This window comes from Candidatus Similichlamydia epinepheli, assembly GCF_003056015.1.
The window spans coordinates 17,234-33,483 of the sequence record NZ_PPEU01000002.1 but is presented as its reverse complement, the minus strand read 5'-3'; the positions used below and the strand labels follow the sequence as shown (position 1 = coordinate 33,483).

Below are 16,250 nucleotides of genomic sequence, written 5' to 3'. Positions count from 1 at the left end.
GATTTCCATGAATAGATTAATATAGTACTTCCTCTTGTTTTGAATAAAACCAAAGGAAGGGATTTTTATGTACCCTCTTCTCTCAAGAACAACTACTGGCATCACACCAGACCTAATGGGAGACAGTCAGCCTATTGTGCTTAAGTCTGAACAGCGTGTTGTCAGAGAGTCGATAAGCTCAGCCAAGCAGACAGAATTCCAGGGTACGACTTTTCTCGAAAAGACGATATGCATTTTGGCAAGACTAGTTGGATTAGGATTTGTTTTCCTTTACCTCCCATACTGTTTTCTATCGAACTATTCTTAAACTTGTTTCAGGGGATGAGAACCATCCCCCACTGCCACTGCTGAATCGTACGCCATATTTGATGTTTACCTGTATCTTTATTGTCTGCGAGCGGTGTACCCTCCGGGTTCGAGTTTTAACTTCATGGGGAAGAATTTGATCTTCCGAATTAGGTTTTTAGGATTTAAGGTTTCTTATGCGAAGTAAGCGACACGTTCTTGGTTCAAGAATTTCATCTTGCGGGGCTACCCGTTGCTCTTTGGTCTTCAGCGCGTTTTTTGCGACGGCTTGTTGCTATGCAAGTTATGGGGGAACTGCCCAGAAGTGGCTGGACGGATGTTCCTCCCTACATGCTGAAGACAGCTTAACCTACTTGGAAAGCATCAGCAAAGAAAAATACGGAAGATGGAACCCACTTAGGTGGATATTCGGCAGTAAAGCTCAAATCGTACCGGCTATCTCTTGCGATCTAGGAGCTGTATACGAACAAGAAGGAAAATTTGATCTTGCTTTTGCGGCTTACGAGGCAGCCTTGCCTAAGGCCATATCAGGCTCTTTGTCAGAAGTGAAACTTCTTTTAGGCCTGACAAAATGTGCTAAAAAATTAGACAGACAAGAAGATGCTGAGAAATATGCTTCTGCTTATCTTGAAAAGTGCCCGACAGTTCCAACGGTGGTCCTTTTCGATAAATTCATAGCGATGGTCCCTGGATCTTTTTCTGGTGCAGCTCTAAGACGTGAACTCCTTGAATTTGAAAAAATTGTAAAAAGCATTCCTGAAACAGCAAATGGATCACTTGTAACTCATACTGTTACGCAGTCTGGTCTAGTATTTTTGAATTCTGATCCTGAAATCGTGTCTGCAATAGAGAAATCTGAACTCTGGAAAAGTGGAGATGTAATTTTCCGTCTAACCAAAATCTCTATACCTGATCACAAATTGCATTGGTTATCAGACTTTCATAAGGGCATGAGATTTCTCAACGAGGAGAAATTTACTCAAACAATATCTTGTCTAGAAAAAGCAGTTATAAAATTTGACCAATTTAATGATAGCCATGATATCGAAACTATAAGTACTTCTGAAAAGAAAATTTTATCCTCAATAGCATCGGCTTTAATGTTTGAGCAGTTCCAATCACACTTCTCAAGGCAATGCGGTGATTGTGGAGAAATGGCTATTCTAAAATGCATGAAACTACTTAGAGATGCTGGGGATTTTGGATCTTCAATTAGGAGATTTGTTCTGAAATCAATGTTGACCCTCCCAGGAAAAGGAGCGTTTCAAATATTGAACCGAGTAGCCTCCGAATCATTGAATGAGTGGAAGGCCGAGGTCTCTATTGGCCAAGTAGATGGTCTATTTTTCATTGATGCACTTGATGTGAACTGGGTTTTGGCTCTGGACAATTTCTTAATGCAATGTGCGGAACAGGCACCAAATTCAGCCGTTCTTTCAAAAATGCGATCCTGCACTAGAAGTCCAAGTGCATCACTCTTATTTCCAGAATGTGAAAGTAAAGAAGAAATAAACGATGTTCTTACACTACTTCTTTCTGCCTTCATGGAACAGTGGATAGATTCGAATGGGGCAAGCGTAATAGGTCAGCAATCTACCGATCTTCTTTTACCGGTCATTGAAATCGGATACGGTGGAATATAATTCACTGATTTATCACCTCTAAATTCCATAGGGAGTGGAACGAGCATTTTTTGTTCGTCATCACTCCTTTTTATAACTTGGAAAGAAGGGTAATGTCGCCTTTTGACTTCTCCTCTATTTTGCATGATTTTATTAGACCAAGTAATTTGTTTTTGCAGTTCTAGGAAATTTGGAGAACCACTTTAAGCCTTCAATTTCTCATGGCTGACATAGAATATTTTGATCTATAAAAATGAGAAATAGCCCCAATGTTAATCAGTTATAGGGGCCAGTTTCACGTATACTTATTTATAGATGTTGAGGTTTAGCTTATGCATTTGAAAGTTGGAGAAGAAGTTCCAAGCTTTTATGGCCTGGATCACGAAGGAAAAGAATGGACATACAATAGTTTAGTAGGGAAATGGACCATTTTACACTTCCAAACTCATGTCGGTGACGACATGTTCAGGCAACTTGCTAAAATGAATAAACTGTTCTTTGCTTCCAATGGTGCCTTTCAAGTTCTAGGAGTATCAGTGATATGTCGGCACAATCAGTCCAATTTCATGAATGAACAAGATTTATCTTTCCCTGTTATTTGTGACGAGGATCTATCTATCGTTCGGTCGTTTGGGATATGGCAACCATTTAAGAGTTACCATAAAAGTTATATGGGAGTTATTCCTTCAATTTTCATTATTGATGATAAAGGTTGTGTTACATGGGAAAAGACCCATCTTCACTCGTTCGAGATAGCTAACTTAGTTGAACCTACACTAGAAACACTTGGACTCTTAAACAATAGCCTAGGGCAACCCGATACAAATACGTCAATTGAAGAAGATGATGAAAAAGAAGATGTTATCGAAGTGTTATTCGAAGAAGAGTTAATATCACGTCACTGAGTGAAACTGTGTTTAGCATAAAAAAACACATTCTCAACATAAGGAAGATCATTCCAACAGAGATTAATACTTATTGGGAAGAGCTTTTAGCAGGGATAAGACGTCTCACCAATAAGCTCTTCAACCAGTATTAATAAGAATAAAGCCCAACTCTTCCTACATCTAAATTCTTATTGATAATTGATAAAATCCTTTTTCTAAATAAAGAAAAAGAGTCTTGAATATCTTGTTCCGAAAACTCACAAACGAAATCTGGAGTTATCCCTATATCTTCGATAGGCTTGTTGGTACGTGGATCCAATAATAATGACCAAGAATAAGAGACCTCACGGATGCCATCTATATTAGGCAAAGAAACGGAATCATACGCTCCAACAACCCCAGCTGTTCTTGACCCAAGAATCCAAACAGGTCTCTCAACCCGATTCAGCTGCATCAATAACAGAAAAGACTCCGTAGCAGACATCGAAAGGGAATCACACAAAATGAATAACGGCTTTGTATACACACCTTGTGGCTCCAAAGTCTCTAAACCAAGCCAGTAGAGAGGCCAAGCATCTCCACTCTCTTGATAAAGAGATTCAGTGACTTTGTTGCAAAAATTACTAAAAGAAGAAAGAGACTTCGTACTGACATCAAACATAAAATCAGCCGCTTCTAAACACTCCTTTGCCCTTTTAGATTCTGGAAATTGAACAACATATGCAAGCTCCTTAACCCAATCGAAAAGAACGGGAGATAGTCTCATCATTTCAGGATGATTTCGAGCTGGATTAGAAGAAAAAAGAGAGCAGAGATACATAGCTTTCATCCCAGATCCACCAGGATTATGCATCATATCTAACACTAAATAATCTACTTCTTTTTCAAAATAAGCTAAGTAATCAACACATTCCTCCGTCGACCAAGATGAAAAGTCTGGAAGACGCAAATAACCAGCCCTACGATTATCAACTTCAGCAATATAGGCTTCAAGGCAAGCTTCAGGATTGGATCTACTACTCCAAAGCAGGTTCCCCAAAGGAGCTAAGAAAGAACCTCTCGACCCAGAAAAGAAATTAGATAAACTTCCAATAGCAGGTGTATCATTTAAACATTTTCCATGAACAAAAAACTGATGTGTGGACAAAGAACTTCTTCGTGCAGAATGTAACAAGAACGACTGAGAAGCAGTAGGATAAAAAACATGATCTTCGTAAAGACTCACCCAATCAACAGATACATCACTAACTTTTCCATTAGGCTCTTTGAGGCGAAAAAAAACAGGCCTGTCGCTAACGTTTAAGTCAAAAGGAGGACCCTGACGAACAAGAAGTTCACATACGTGATATTTCGCCCAATTAGGGTAAGGTCCTTTTCCAAAAACAGACTGTAACTTTTCTGAAAAAACCTCCTCCGCAGGTCTGGAGTTTATTTCTATGATCCTACTACCAGGAACTACTTTTCTCAAAAACCCATAATGAACATCTTGCACAAACAATTTACCATCAGCACAACACAAGTAAATAGGAAGAACCTTTCTGATATGTGGATAAACGGAAGTTACTAAACAGTGAGGATCTCTTAAAAGATTCAATAACCTTTTAATTTCACAATAGAAGGCGCCAGAAGACATATCTTCAGAGACTGCCTTATTAAATGAAATACTTACTTCATTTTTCCAGTCGAACCCGTAATATTTTTCCTTCCAAACAAGCGGGGCATACAGATCAAAAATTAGATTGCCAAAACTCTTTACAAATCGACCCCTTCGGCATTCTTTAGATGTCGAGACACGAGTTTCCTCGATAATAAGAGGGATAGAATCACTAGCTTCAAAAGACTTACAAAACGTGCTACCTGATAACAATAAAAACAGACTAAACAGTGACCATTTCTGCATAAGAAACTTACCAATTCGAAAACATTATCAATTCTACCAGATTAGAAAAAAGGCCTTTTCATTACTTTCCACCCCAGACGAGAACCAGATCCCATCTCTACAAGATCAAGTAACCACTCTTGTTTTGGGGGAGGGAAACGACTAAAATCCAAGAAATTATCTAATTTACTTTGATCGATCCCCAGCTGAGAACAAGATTCTAGAAAAATCTTTTCAAGGACAAGAGGCTTCACTAATTTCCATCTGCCAGTATAGCTATCTTCCTCTATAGATTCAAAGCTTGCATCGTCAAATGCTGAAATGATTTTTTTTTCTATTAAGTCTGATAACTCTCTTCCTATCATTGCTTCAATCAGTGGCTTACTGGCTGCTGCAAGGTGAACTTTCGGAAATTTCAGGTCGCCAGGATGCCAACGGTGAATGGAAACGTAATACATTAGAGATTGTGGATATCCACCTTTAGTAGATTTCATTCTCAGCATATTGTGAAAAAGATTATTCAACTCAGGTGATGGTAATTCTAAAGATAACAGCCAAGATGTATCCGGGCGAAGTCTTTCAATTTGTGAAAGAATATCTGGAGAGTCCCACCCAAGTGCTTTTTTCAGTGCTTCTCTGACCTCAACAAATAATTCTTTTTCAAGAAATGGCCTCTTCTTTTTCAAGGAAATAAAAATAGGGTCTTCCCCATATAAAATGTTCAGCAAGCGCTGTAAGCACTCTACAAAAAAATCGTTGTCTTCGAGTAGAGTTGAACACAAGTCTATACGAGCTGTATCAGGTATAAACGGTGGCCTGTTTTTAATTTTAGAAAAAGACTTACTAGCTTTTACAGGATACTCTTGAGCATGATCGTCCAATCTCTTATTAGAAACAAATTCGCTGTCAATAAGCGCAGACCCATGACGTTGCAATCTTCTCCTAAATCCCAAAGATGCGTACGTTGCCATGTCGATTGCATTGAACAGTGCCTCCCGTTTTATCTTCTGGGAATAAACAATCTTGCTCATTTCTAAAAAAATGAAGTTCTTATCCCACAGAGATTGGGCCATTCCGGATACTAAAGAAAGAAACAAAAAAGAAGTAAAAAGTATCTTCATCATTTACCTCATTCGTACTTCAGTACTATAGGAACTGATCGTAGACGATATCCAAATTCCTCTCTTTTTTCAGACTCCATAGTGAGACTCAATAGAACACTTGTCGGAAGTACTGAATAGTCAGACCATTCTGATACTTCAAAAGGAGGCTTACGATCATCTCCCTCCACCGACCACTCCTCTGACGGATAAAATCCGCAATAGAACTTAAAGCTTATATCTCGAATATTTTGAAAAAAGTAATTAGTTCGAACAGACGAGCCAAATCCAGACAGTGGAGAATATGATCGTCTATCCAATCTAAGACGACCATTATCCAGTAAAAGAGTCGCATGTACGAATGTAGACAAATCGAACGGATGATCAGCTTGAGGTGAGTAAAGAAAGTAAAGAATTGTACCTGAACGATTAGTAAAAAATGTTCGCGGCAAAGGGTTCCCAGCTCCTTGTGTACTACTTCTACTTAAGGGGAAAGGACTGCAAGAAGACTCGATTAATTCACGAAAAAAAGAGTCAAAAAGATGTGCATCTAGAACATCACCTTCTACTTCTTTTAAAGACGAATTCAATCTGGACAATCTGAAAAAAGTACCGGTCAAAACTGCAAGTAAGGTGCCAAAAAGAGCAATAGAAATAGTAGCTTCCAATAAAGAAAAAAATGTTCGTTTTTTCACGTTATGTCAACCCATCAAGTTGAGAAAGCCGATTCTTTTTCTCTAAAACAAATGCTCTATCAAACTGATCAACCAAAACACCAGATTGAGAATAAACGGAAAGGCGGACAAGAATCATTCTTTTCCAAGGGATTTCTTTTCTTCGTTTAGGAGTTTGGAGAAGTCTTTTGAAAGTTATACGAGAAGAATAAACTGCTTTTTCTAGCTCTGGAATTGTCCAATCTTCCCAGTCAAAAACATACTCATCTTTGGTTTGGAATGATTCCCATCCTAAACGAAATCGTTCTAATGTTTCTCGTCGTAAAATAGAAAACCAAGCAACCTCTGACTTCCTAAACAAAATCATTTGCCGCATCAACTGCCTCTTCTTTTCAATAGCTCTCATAGCTGGAAGAGTGATAGGTATGGCGACTGAGCTGATCAATGTAAATGCCGCCAGCACTTCCAAAATAGAAAAAAATTTTTTTGATCGTCTCGGAAACACTTAAGGCCCTAAAGAAATTTCTAATTGGTCATTATCTTTCTTCAAAAGAAATGCATCCACCCTTTTCGAATCGTGAATGGAAAATGGGAAAAAGATCTCAATATCTTGTACAGGACGATATTTCCCACTCTGTTTAACCAGCACTTCAGATACCCCTTTTAATGGATAAATTTTAGAAAAAACAGGCGAGAAAGATCTGTTTGCTTCATCAGAAACAAGTTGAAACACATACGAATCTCCTAACTTGTTAACTTTAAGCTTAACAAAAAAGTCCCCACAAAGTGATGAGAGAAGTGCCGTACGAGCAATAAGTTTGAAACGAGAACAACTATGAGAAAAATCAAGATTCTTTCTGCTATTTAAAAAAGGAGCCGAAAAGAACGGAAGCAACAAAATAAACAGAGAAAAAACGGCCAAAATCTCAATTAGAGTCAGCCGTCTTTTAGACATAATTCACCCTTGAGAACGACCCTTTGAGCCAGCTTGATCATTCTTATCAGAAAAATGCAAAACTTCGTATCGCATCATGCCATCAGACGTTACCTCCAAAGCTTCACGACCGTTTAAAGAAGAGACAACTCGCTTCACCTTGTATTCGCTCCCCCATCCATCTCTAATTGCCTGTTCCGAAGAGCGAACAAGAGGCGACCTCGATACAATTTGTTTCCATTTAGAGAGAGTAGAAGAAAATGATTCGCCTGTTTCTGCCATATGCATATAAAGTAAATTTTCGACCTGCTTGGCTCCCTCTACAGAACGAAAGTATCTACCCTTCTCAAGACTCCCACGGATATTATAGGCAACTGCAGCTCCGATGATAGCTATTAGTGACATAACCACCATCATCTCGACTAGAGTTAAAAACCTTCTTTTTACAAAACCGCCCAACTTTAATAACACAACTTACCCTACAGTTTTACTAAATCCCACTCAAAGAGCCCACATCCGTGAGAGGTAACAATACACTAATGATGATCAAACCTACAACAGCTCCCATAAAAACTAGAATCGCTGGCTGAAGCAATGTTGTCATTTGGAGAAGTCTATTATCCAACGACTCCTTGTAAAGAGAAGAAATTTTCAAAAGCATTGCACCCAATGACCCTGTTTCTTCCCCAATGCGCACCAAACGCTTAGCACGTTTTGGAAAGAAGTCCTCTTCCAAAGAGGCGCTCAGGGCTTTTCCTATCGTTACATCTGATTTCATACGAGATACTTGATCTCTGAAATCATCTCCCTCAGCCACTTGCTCTGCTAATTCTAGAGCACGAATAAGGTCAACTCCAGCCTCCAAAAGCAATCCCATTGTTCCAGATAAATTCACTAATTCAGAATGAAGAAATAGCAAACGAAAATATGGAATTTTACTTAAAGTTTTCTTTAACAACAGTCCAAGTTTGTTCTTATATCTCGTGTATAGTATTACGAATGCAACTAAAGACACAGGTAATACTGGAATATAAAATTTGACAAATAGACGGCTCAATTCCAGGACAAACTTTGTCAAAGACGAAACTGACCTGTCTTCAAACAGAGGCGCGATCGTAGGAATAACAAACAGAAGCATGAAGCAAATAACAAAGCATGAGAACAATCCTAGAATCGCGGGATAGGTAAAAGCATGGACAAGTTGTGACCTAAGAAGAAGTCTAGATCTAATAAGTTCCGCCACTCTATTCAGGCTTCCTACTAATTCACCGGAAACTTCCCCAGCAGAGATCATGGAGCGATATAAGGTGGGGAAAGCGTTGGGGAATAACGCCATTGCAGCTGACAGAGAAGCCCCGGAACGCACTTCTTCTGAAAAAGATGAAAGAAGAATGTGAAGATTTTCCCCACTATATTCCTCCTCAAGAGTCATCAGAGCTTCGTAAAGAGGCAACCCGACTGACAATAATTGGCTGAGCATCTCAATAAACTGGAGAACATCTCTTTTAGAAATTCGACCAACCGTGAAAGAAGAGCTTATAGGTACAATCTTGCTAAAAAGAATTTTTCTTTCATTCAATTTACTTTTTGCAGAGTCCAGGTCTGGAGCCTGCACGGTTCCCTCGTAGATCTCACCAGAAGAACGAAATGCTTCATAACGAAACAGAGCCATAGATTATTGTCTCCGAAGATACAAATTCACATCGATTAAGTAAATCAAACTCTCTTGACAGTCCGAAGTTTATTCTCAATACTAGATTCTTAGGTACCTCGGGCAACCGATTTATAAATGAAAATCGGAAGTTTTGGTGTTTTTTTGTTAAAGGTTAAGCATAGTTTGGGAGCTCTTCGTGCAAGTTAGTTTTTTATCCTTAAAATGGAGTTTTTTTTTACTGTTTCTCCCACTATTTTCCAGTTTAGATTGCCTAGAATCGTCTTCCCTTGGTAGAGGTCGTGTATCCGAGAACGCTTTTGACAGACTTGAGATTCCTATTAGAGAAAGTATAAAAGAATTTAGTAGAGTAAACGAGACAGTTGCACAAAAAATGACTCAAGGGACCTTTTGGAAAATTGGACCGTTAGATGCCGTTTATCTTCAGGGGAAGCCACTCAAAGAAAAAGTTTCAGGCTCACCTGAAAAGTGGAAAGAAAAAAGAGGGACTCTTAAAGCTCTACCATAAAGAGTACCGTCACTTACAAAGCATCTTCATGAACTGCACGATCTATTCTCGATATTGTCTTTTAGATATCTTTACACTGCGGGGAGGTGTTGGCCTCCAATCAACTCGAAATTTGAAGGAGACCCATGCAAGTCGGTTTAAACTGGCGCAAAAGCGTCTTTGCACTTTTCTTCACATTGGCGGCCTTCTACGTCCTTTATCCTTCAGCTGTGTCTGCCAAAGATACAAGTTTTTCTAGGAGCGGAAAAAAAAACGAAATAGGAAGCTTCGACTTAGCAAAAATTCGTGAAGAGCTTGAGAAAGAGAATCAAGCTCTTCAGTCGTTAGGTGATAAAGCTAGGTCTTTAGTTAGTTCTGACTCTAAAGAAGAAGACTTTGTTCCTCTCTACAAAGAGGCCAAGAGGCGAAAAGAGAAAATCACAGTTTTGCAAAATGAGTGGAAAAGGCTTCGAGGATCTACTGCCTCTTCTGAAGATGAGGCCATGTGGCACATGCCTGATGGAACTCTTTCCCAACTAGTTACCGATTTTGGATCTCCTGACACTGTTTACATAGTCCCGCCGGAAATCGGGTCCATGCGAGTTGGCCTGATCGGTAACATTTCGATTCCTAAAGAAAGCTGGGAAGATATGCTGGAATGGGTACTGGCAGAGCAGGGAATTGGCATTCAGAGAATAAACCCCTATTGCAAGCAATTGTTTCAAGTAGGTCAAGGCCCACTAAGATTCAATAAACTTATCGACAAGGAAGAAGACCTTCTTTTCGTACCTGACAGGGAGGTAGTCTGCTTCCTACTTAACACCAAAGGGATAGATACAAAGGCTACAGGGTTGAGTCTCGAAAAAATGTTAAGCTCTGTTTTAGTGCAGGTTAAACCATTTCGAACAAGTTTAGCGCTAATTGGTCGAGCAATTGATGTTCAAAAAGGTATTCAAATTGCACATTTCCTTCTTGAACAGGGCTCAAAGAGAGAATTTCGAGTTGTGCCTCTTGCGAAGATTTCATCTCAGGATATGGAAGCGATTTTGAGAAGCGCACTTGGCAATCCTATTTCTTGGGGTCATTCTCTTTCTTTTTCTAGTCAGTCCAGTGAATTAGACGGTGTTGGATTGCAGGTGGTGCCTTTGGCTGCTCCTGGTGGACTTTTCCTGATAGGATCAAAGGAAGAAGTCGATCGTGCAGCAAGCATCATCCAAAAAATTGAAGAAGGTCTTATAGGGCCAGCCAAAAAAGAGATCATTAGGTACAGGGTCAAACATACAGACCCAGTGGAACTTGGAAAAGTTTTAGCTAAAATTTGTCGTATTTTAACAACCACCGGACCTCCTTTAAGTGATGAAGAGGCAATTGAGGAAATAGCATCTGCTCAAAGTGAAGTTGATAAGACTGGAGTACCACCTCTCGTAGTGCCTGGTGGATTGGCTAAATTTTCGGAAGAACAAAGGGGCTCCACATGGGGCGACTACAATGTTGTTGTGGATATGAAAACAAGCACTCTCTTTCTTGCGATCGAAACATATCTTTCTAATCACATTTTGGATCTAATTAAAAGACTAGATGTCCCAGAGAAGATGGTCAGAATCGACTTCATATTGTTTGAAAAGTCTCTGACTGAGCGCGGTGAATCTGGAATTAGTCTACTATCACTCGGGTCAGAGGCTTCGAGTAATGATGCATTAGGTATGCGGTTCCCTGGTAATGCGACCACTGCGTTAAGACGTGAATTTGGAATTCTTCAATTCTTTTTAAGCTCTTCTGCTGAACTTTTGCAAATTCCGCCGTTCGATTTCGCATTTAACTTTCTCGTGGGGCAAGAAGACATTCAGATTCATGCTAATCCATCTCTTATCACAATGAATGGTACAACGGCAGTAATCAACCTAGTTGAAGAGACGTCAGTAAATGTAGGCCAAACTGCAGTTCCATCTGGTAGTGCAACTGTCTTCAAGGATTCTTACGTCCGTGCACAATACGGGATTAAAATTCGCGTCAAGCCTGTAGTTCATGAAGAAGAGAACGAAAGATACGTTACAATGGACTGTGATTTAACATTTGAATCTCATCGTGGAGGAGCAGAAGGTCGTCCTGAAATACACACACGTAACATTAAAAATCTCTGCCGCATTCGTGACCAAGAGAGTGTTATAATAGGCGGTCTTCGTCAAAAGGACATAGAAGATCGTCATAACGGTCTGCCAATCTTAGGCGAGCTTCCTATATTTAGATCATTCTTTGGATACAATACTGTTTCGGATCGTTCCACTGAAACTTTTGTCTTGATTCGTCCACAAATTATCGACTCTTTGCAACAAGATGCTCAAGTTACGCAATTGCAGGCTTTAAGGAGGAGGCCTGGAGATCTCCTACCAGCTCCTCTTAAGAAACATGGCCGAAGGACGGAGGGGATTCGAGCTAAACTACCTCAAACGTTTAAGCTCATTTTTGGTCGTTAAATGCAAAAAGATCACCAAGAAAAATTAGAAGATATATCCAGAACTCTTCCCTATTCTTTTGCTAAAAAAAACTTGATACTTCCATTCAAAAAGGAGGGAGAGACCGTTTGGGTTTTAGCGGCTGACCCAAACAATCTGGATGCAATCGAGGAGGCATCTTGGCTACTCAGTTCACCTATTCGAACTGAGATTTGTGACCCGCAAATTCTTTCGGAAAAAATAAACTCTGTTTACGAAGGGCGAAAAAGCAGGACTTCAGAGTTATTGGATCACCTTGAAGAAAATGAAAAAAAAGATGACGAAGAAGAGTCTTTAGATCTTTTAGAAAACAATGAAAGCAGTCCTATAGTTGCTCTTTTAAATGAAATCCTACGAGAAGCTATACAGCAAGGTGCTTCCGACATACATTTTGATCCTTTAGAAGACCATCTTCAGATCAGGTATCGAATTGACGGCTTACTACATATGCGACATCAACCAGCAACGGAATTTCAAGCCCAACTTATAACTAGAATTAAGGTGCTGGCCAAGTTGGACATCGCTGAACGACGACTTCCTCAAGACGGACGTGTTAAAATGGTATACGGTGGTAGAGAGATTGATTTTCGAATTAGTACTACTCCTGTCCTACATGGTGAAAGAATAGTAATGAGAATATTGGACAGACAAAACATCACCCTTGGCCTTGATCATGTTGGCATGCCGGACAGAATACTTTCTCAGTTTAGAGATATGTTGCGAACTCCTGAAGGAATTATCCTAGTCACTGGACCTACTGGAAGCGGTAAGACCACGACTCTCTATAGCGCAATATCTGATCTCGTCTCTCCTAAAATCAATATCATGACAATTGAAGATCCAGTTGAGTACAAAGTACAAGGTGTAGCTCAAATTCAGGTGGCTCCTAAAATTGGATTTTCTTTTTCAAAAGGGTTGAGGCAGATCCTTAGACAGGATCCTGACGTAATCATGGTTGGAGAAATTCGTGACATAGAAACTGCGATTATTGCTGTACAAGCTGCCTTAACTGGGCATCTTGTTGTTTCCACTCTTCACACTAATGACGCACCATCAGCGATAATTCGACTTCGTGATATGGGAATAGAGCCGTATTTAATCTCATCTTCACTTATTGGGTCAGTAGGACAACGTTTGGTTCGCAAACTGTGTAGTTGCAAACAGGCAAGACCACCAACTCATGAAGAAAGCACTTTTCTATCGCCTAATGTCCCAGATTATATCTACGAGCCTATCGGCTGCAATTCTTGCTTCCAATTGGGATACAAGGGACGCTTAGGATTGTATGAGCTGATGATAAATTCACCTTCAATCAGAAGAGAAACAACACAAGAATCAGACAGCGCAGTTTTACGAGAAAAAGCAATGAAAGAAGGATATCTATCTCTATACGATCACGGTCTAGATATGGTTCGAGCTGGAGAGACAACTTTATCCGAAGTTTTGAGAGTATCAAAAAGCTGTCCAACGTAACTTATCTTTAAACAAGAAAGCAGCCTGAGAAAGAGACTGTTTGGGATCGTTAGACAAATTCTTATAGCCGAAACTATTGTCTGTAATTAAACATGATATGAATTTAGATCTAAGGTACGAGTACACATTTGCTTCAACTTGCCACCTTCCTTTCGATCTAACAATCGATTTAATCCAAATATATGTCCCTGGTTCATGTGTTTGCCCTTTAGGAACAACTTTTACGAAAAGTCTATCACCATTCTCATGCTGAACTACTAAGTAATCTCCCAATCTAACAGACAAGCGTTGCTGTCTAATTTGAAGAACCACGTGTTCTGCCGAGCGAACAGCAGATAGACGCAACTCCCTAATACTTCCCAAATCAAGCCCTTCTTGAACCTTTGACAAGTAAAGCCCCCGTTTCACCCCTCCTTGCAGGTCCCAAACGGAGAACAAGAGACGGCTATCAGTCACTTCTTCCAATTGAAATATGATTTTACCTCTAGTACGTTCACCAGGAGATGTAACGAACCACTCCCCGTCTTCTTGAAACAAACAATCTCCGACCCTCATATGAAGAGAAGATTCTGTCACTCCTTTCATTCTAAAGAGACCTATGTGCTGCAACTCCACTCCACTACTCTGTTCAAGAATTAGGTCTTTACCAGCCCATTGAAAACCAATAGAAGAAAGATATTGAACATCGAACCCACTGGCTTCCTTGTTTTTTACTTTCATAGAATTAAGAGGTGCAAATAGATCACCTTCTTTTAATTCTGTGAATAAGGAAGTAGAACGTGTAGGAGAAAAACGAACCCAAATTTCTCCGCCTTGCACACGATTGAAACGAACCCGTAACGACGCTACTGTCCCATCATCAGTTGGAATAAGTGCAGCTCCTTGCATTACGAATAGGTAATCTACCTCTGGATACGCTTTCATCACCTTTTTAGATTTAGTCAAATAGACGTAAAATTCAGAATCATTCTCGATGGAAAGATCAGGTCGAGAGGATAGTGAGAGCAAAGAAAACTGCCCTAGAAGATCCGGTTCTTCCACCCATCCAGATTCAATCTGACCGAATCCAAATGATCCAATTGTTTCTAGAGAAATTTCTCTAGATGGAAACCCATTATCTAAATCAACTGATTCGCCCAAAGAGATACCATTCAAAAAAACACTAGGTCCATCAATGAGAGAAAAGACAGTAATTCCGAGAGAAACTATGGAGATTGCGCGACAAAGAGACAGAATAAAACGACCACGCGAAGAAATCGCCTCCGTTGCTCTTTCAATCCATGAAGCCCAAGACGATTGCCAGCCCAACAAAAGAAGCTCCTCCGTAACATGAAAAATGTTAATAGGCCGATATTAAATCCAGACCCCCCTTGTTGCCAAGACCTCATCGACTTAAAACATAGTCCGTGTAACAAATTCTAAGAGCAGTGCGAAATAAAGAAATAAAATCGAAATGAGCAGGGCAAACGGATGAAAAAAGAGCAGCTTCTTCTGTAGAAAGTTCCAGAAGGCCACACCTAATAGCCTCTTTCCAATCTCCTGACCAGCAAGCTCTAAGAAGATGCGCAACAGGAATATCCATTGGCAACACACGCTCATAGAGGGAATGATCCAATGGGAAGATGTTGTTCTTCGGAAATCCATTTGTACAGTAACTGAATTGAAATCTATTGAAATAGCTGCCTGAAATTTTGAAAGGCGGAAACTTATTCGCATCTCCTAGCAATATCAAAGAAGAATCTTGCAAACGAATGAACTGATTTCTACTAATTTCTTCTCCAGAAAAAATATCTCCAGAAATTAATCGATCATCCACTCTGTTGTATCTGTCTTTCAGGCTTTCTAGAAGAACCTTTACAGATGTCCCAATTATTCCTTTCACAAGAATGGACTCAAAATTAGTCTCTGAAGATGAAATTGAAAAGAACGTATCTGGCCAATAACGTCCTTCTAACCCGTGCTTAGCAAGAGAAACAACGTCTCTTACTGAAATTACCCAAATTACATCCTCTGGAGATCTCACTGGGTCAATCAAATGAACCTGAACTGCTCCATTTCCGATAGGATGAGGGCCACTTAACGAATGATAGTGAACACCTTCTAACTTATCTTGAGTCGAAAAAATGTCGTTTTCTCCGTGAACTACGTGAAGATTATTAGGACAGATCCTGGATAATAAACGAAGTCCAAATGTAAAATCACTCCAATAAGAAGAGATCCAACAAGAAGTAGGAATTACACCAGGAGAGCTTTCTAAAGCCCTTACGAAAATGGACCTCGGTAAACGGGAAGGATCTGGCATAACATCGTATGGTAATGATCTAACGCATGCTAAAAGGCCCCTATTTGCCATATTTTGAACAATGGATATTGGATTCAACTCTTCCGGGAAAGGATCAAAATCAAATGATTCCTGTTTTTCAGATAGGAATAGTTCTATCCGTTCTGGCCTGCACCCATTTGGAGTAAAAATTTTATGTACATGACCTGAGACAGGGGAAACAATTCTTAGTTCTTTCAAGGATATATGTCGTAAAATCGGCATTCCTATCAGGACAGTATCGCCCTCTTCAACCATTGGAAGGAACCCTGCTGGGAAAAATGATGATATTGACAAAGACACTGATGTAGGCAGAGGAGCCTTTATCATTTCTTGGACAGGAGATAGAGGTGGAACGTCTATCCCTCGATTAGTGTAGATGGACACGTTCTCAAATCCTCCAA

Annotated in this window: 14 protein-coding genes; 5 read left to right on the top strand and 9 right to left on the bottom strand. The window is 39.8% G+C overall.

The annotated features are described in order from the left end of the window. Positions 1-482 precede the first annotated feature (482 nt). Together GCCT14_RS00295 and GCCT14_RS00290 are read left to right on the top strand one after the other, a co-directional pair. Positions 483-1,949 carry a tetratricopeptide repeat protein gene (locus tag GCCT14_RS00295; protein ID WP_108623710.1) on the top strand — a complete coding sequence of 489 codons (1,467 nt, stop codon included), beginning with the start codon at positions 483-485 and terminating at the stop codon, positions 1,947-1,949. Between the two features lie 311 nt (positions 1,950-2,260). After that, a complete protein-coding gene (locus GCCT14_RS00290; RefSeq protein WP_108623709.1) occupies positions 2,261-2,833 on the top strand; it encodes a redoxin domain-containing protein in 573 nt (190 codons plus the stop codon). A gap of 130 nt (positions 2,834-2,963) precedes the next feature. On the opposite strand, the gene GCCT14_RS00285 is transcribed toward GCCT14_RS00290, so the two are convergent. The 7 genes from GCCT14_RS00285 to GCCT14_RS00255 form a co-directional block, all read right to left on the bottom strand. Then, positions 2,964-4,715, bottom strand: coding sequence for a S41 family peptidase (locus GCCT14_RS00285; protein WP_108623708.1), 1,752 nt, complete (start codon positions 4,713-4,715; stop codon positions 2,964-2,966). Between the two features lie 41 nt (positions 4,716-4,756). Further along, positions 4,757-5,815: a hypothetical protein gene (locus tag GCCT14_RS00280; RefSeq protein ID WP_157952399.1), complete on the bottom strand. Its 1,059-nt coding sequence runs from the start codon at positions 5,813-5,815 to the stop codon at positions 4,757-4,759. 8 nt (positions 5,816-5,823) lie between these two features. Further along, complete coding sequence (locus GCCT14_RS00275) at positions 5,824-6,489, bottom strand: type II secretion system protein (protein WP_108623706.1); 666 nt, start codon at positions 6,487-6,489, stop codon at positions 5,824-5,826. Between the two features lies 1 nt (position 6,490). Further along, positions 6,491-6,973: a hypothetical protein gene (locus GCCT14_RS00270; protein WP_108623705.1), complete on the bottom strand. Its 483-nt coding sequence runs from the start codon at positions 6,971-6,973 to the stop codon at positions 6,491-6,493. Beyond that, positions 6,974-7,423 carry a hypothetical protein gene (locus tag GCCT14_RS00265; RefSeq protein ID WP_108623704.1) on the bottom strand — a complete coding sequence of 150 codons (450 nt, stop codon included), beginning with the start codon at positions 7,421-7,423 and terminating at the stop codon, positions 6,974-6,976. Positions 7,424-7,426: 3 nt separating this feature from the next. Next, positions 7,427-7,816: a type II secretion system protein gene (locus GCCT14_RS00260; protein WP_108623703.1), complete on the bottom strand. Its 390-nt coding sequence runs from the start codon at positions 7,814-7,816 to the stop codon at positions 7,427-7,429. A gap of 76 nt (positions 7,817-7,892) precedes the next feature. Then, a complete protein-coding gene (locus GCCT14_RS00255) occupies positions 7,893-9,074 on the bottom strand; it encodes a type II secretion system F family protein (RefSeq protein ID WP_108623702.1) in 1,182 nt (393 codons plus the stop codon). A gap of 178 nt (positions 9,075-9,252) precedes the next feature. Here GCCT14_RS00255 and GCCT14_RS00250 point away from each other — a divergent pair, with 178 nt between their 5' ends. The 3 genes from GCCT14_RS00250 (at position 9,253) to GCCT14_RS00240 (ending at position 13,526) form a co-directional block, all read left to right on the top strand. Then, entirely contained in the window at positions 9,253-9,582 is a 330-nt protein-coding gene (locus GCCT14_RS00250) for a hypothetical protein (RefSeq protein ID WP_108623701.1), read from the top strand. A gap of 125 nt (positions 9,583-9,707) precedes the next feature. Continuing rightward, positions 9,708-12,035: a hypothetical protein gene (locus GCCT14_RS00245; RefSeq protein WP_108623700.1), complete on the top strand. Its 2,328-nt coding sequence runs from the start codon at positions 9,708-9,710 to the stop codon at positions 12,033-12,035. Then, positions 12,036-13,526, top strand: a complete 1,491-nt coding sequence (locus tag GCCT14_RS00240; protein ID WP_108623699.1) for a GspE/PulE family protein — start codon at positions 12,036-12,038, stop codon at positions 13,524-13,526. Here GCCT14_RS00240 and GCCT14_RS00235 read toward each other — a convergent pair. Both GCCT14_RS00235 and GCCT14_RS00230 read right to left on the bottom strand, forming a co-directional pair. Next, positions 13,506-14,837, bottom strand: coding sequence for a hypothetical protein (locus tag GCCT14_RS00235; RefSeq protein WP_157952397.1), 1,332 nt, complete (start codon positions 14,835-14,837; stop codon positions 13,506-13,508). The genes GCCT14_RS00240 and GCCT14_RS00235 overlap by 21 nt on opposite strands. A 73-nt stretch (positions 14,838-14,910) precedes the next feature. Continuing rightward, complete coding sequence (locus tag GCCT14_RS00230) at positions 14,911-16,233, bottom strand: hypothetical protein (protein WP_157952396.1); 1,323 nt, start codon at positions 16,231-16,233, stop codon at positions 14,911-14,913. Positions 16,234-16,250 lie beyond the last annotated feature (17 nt).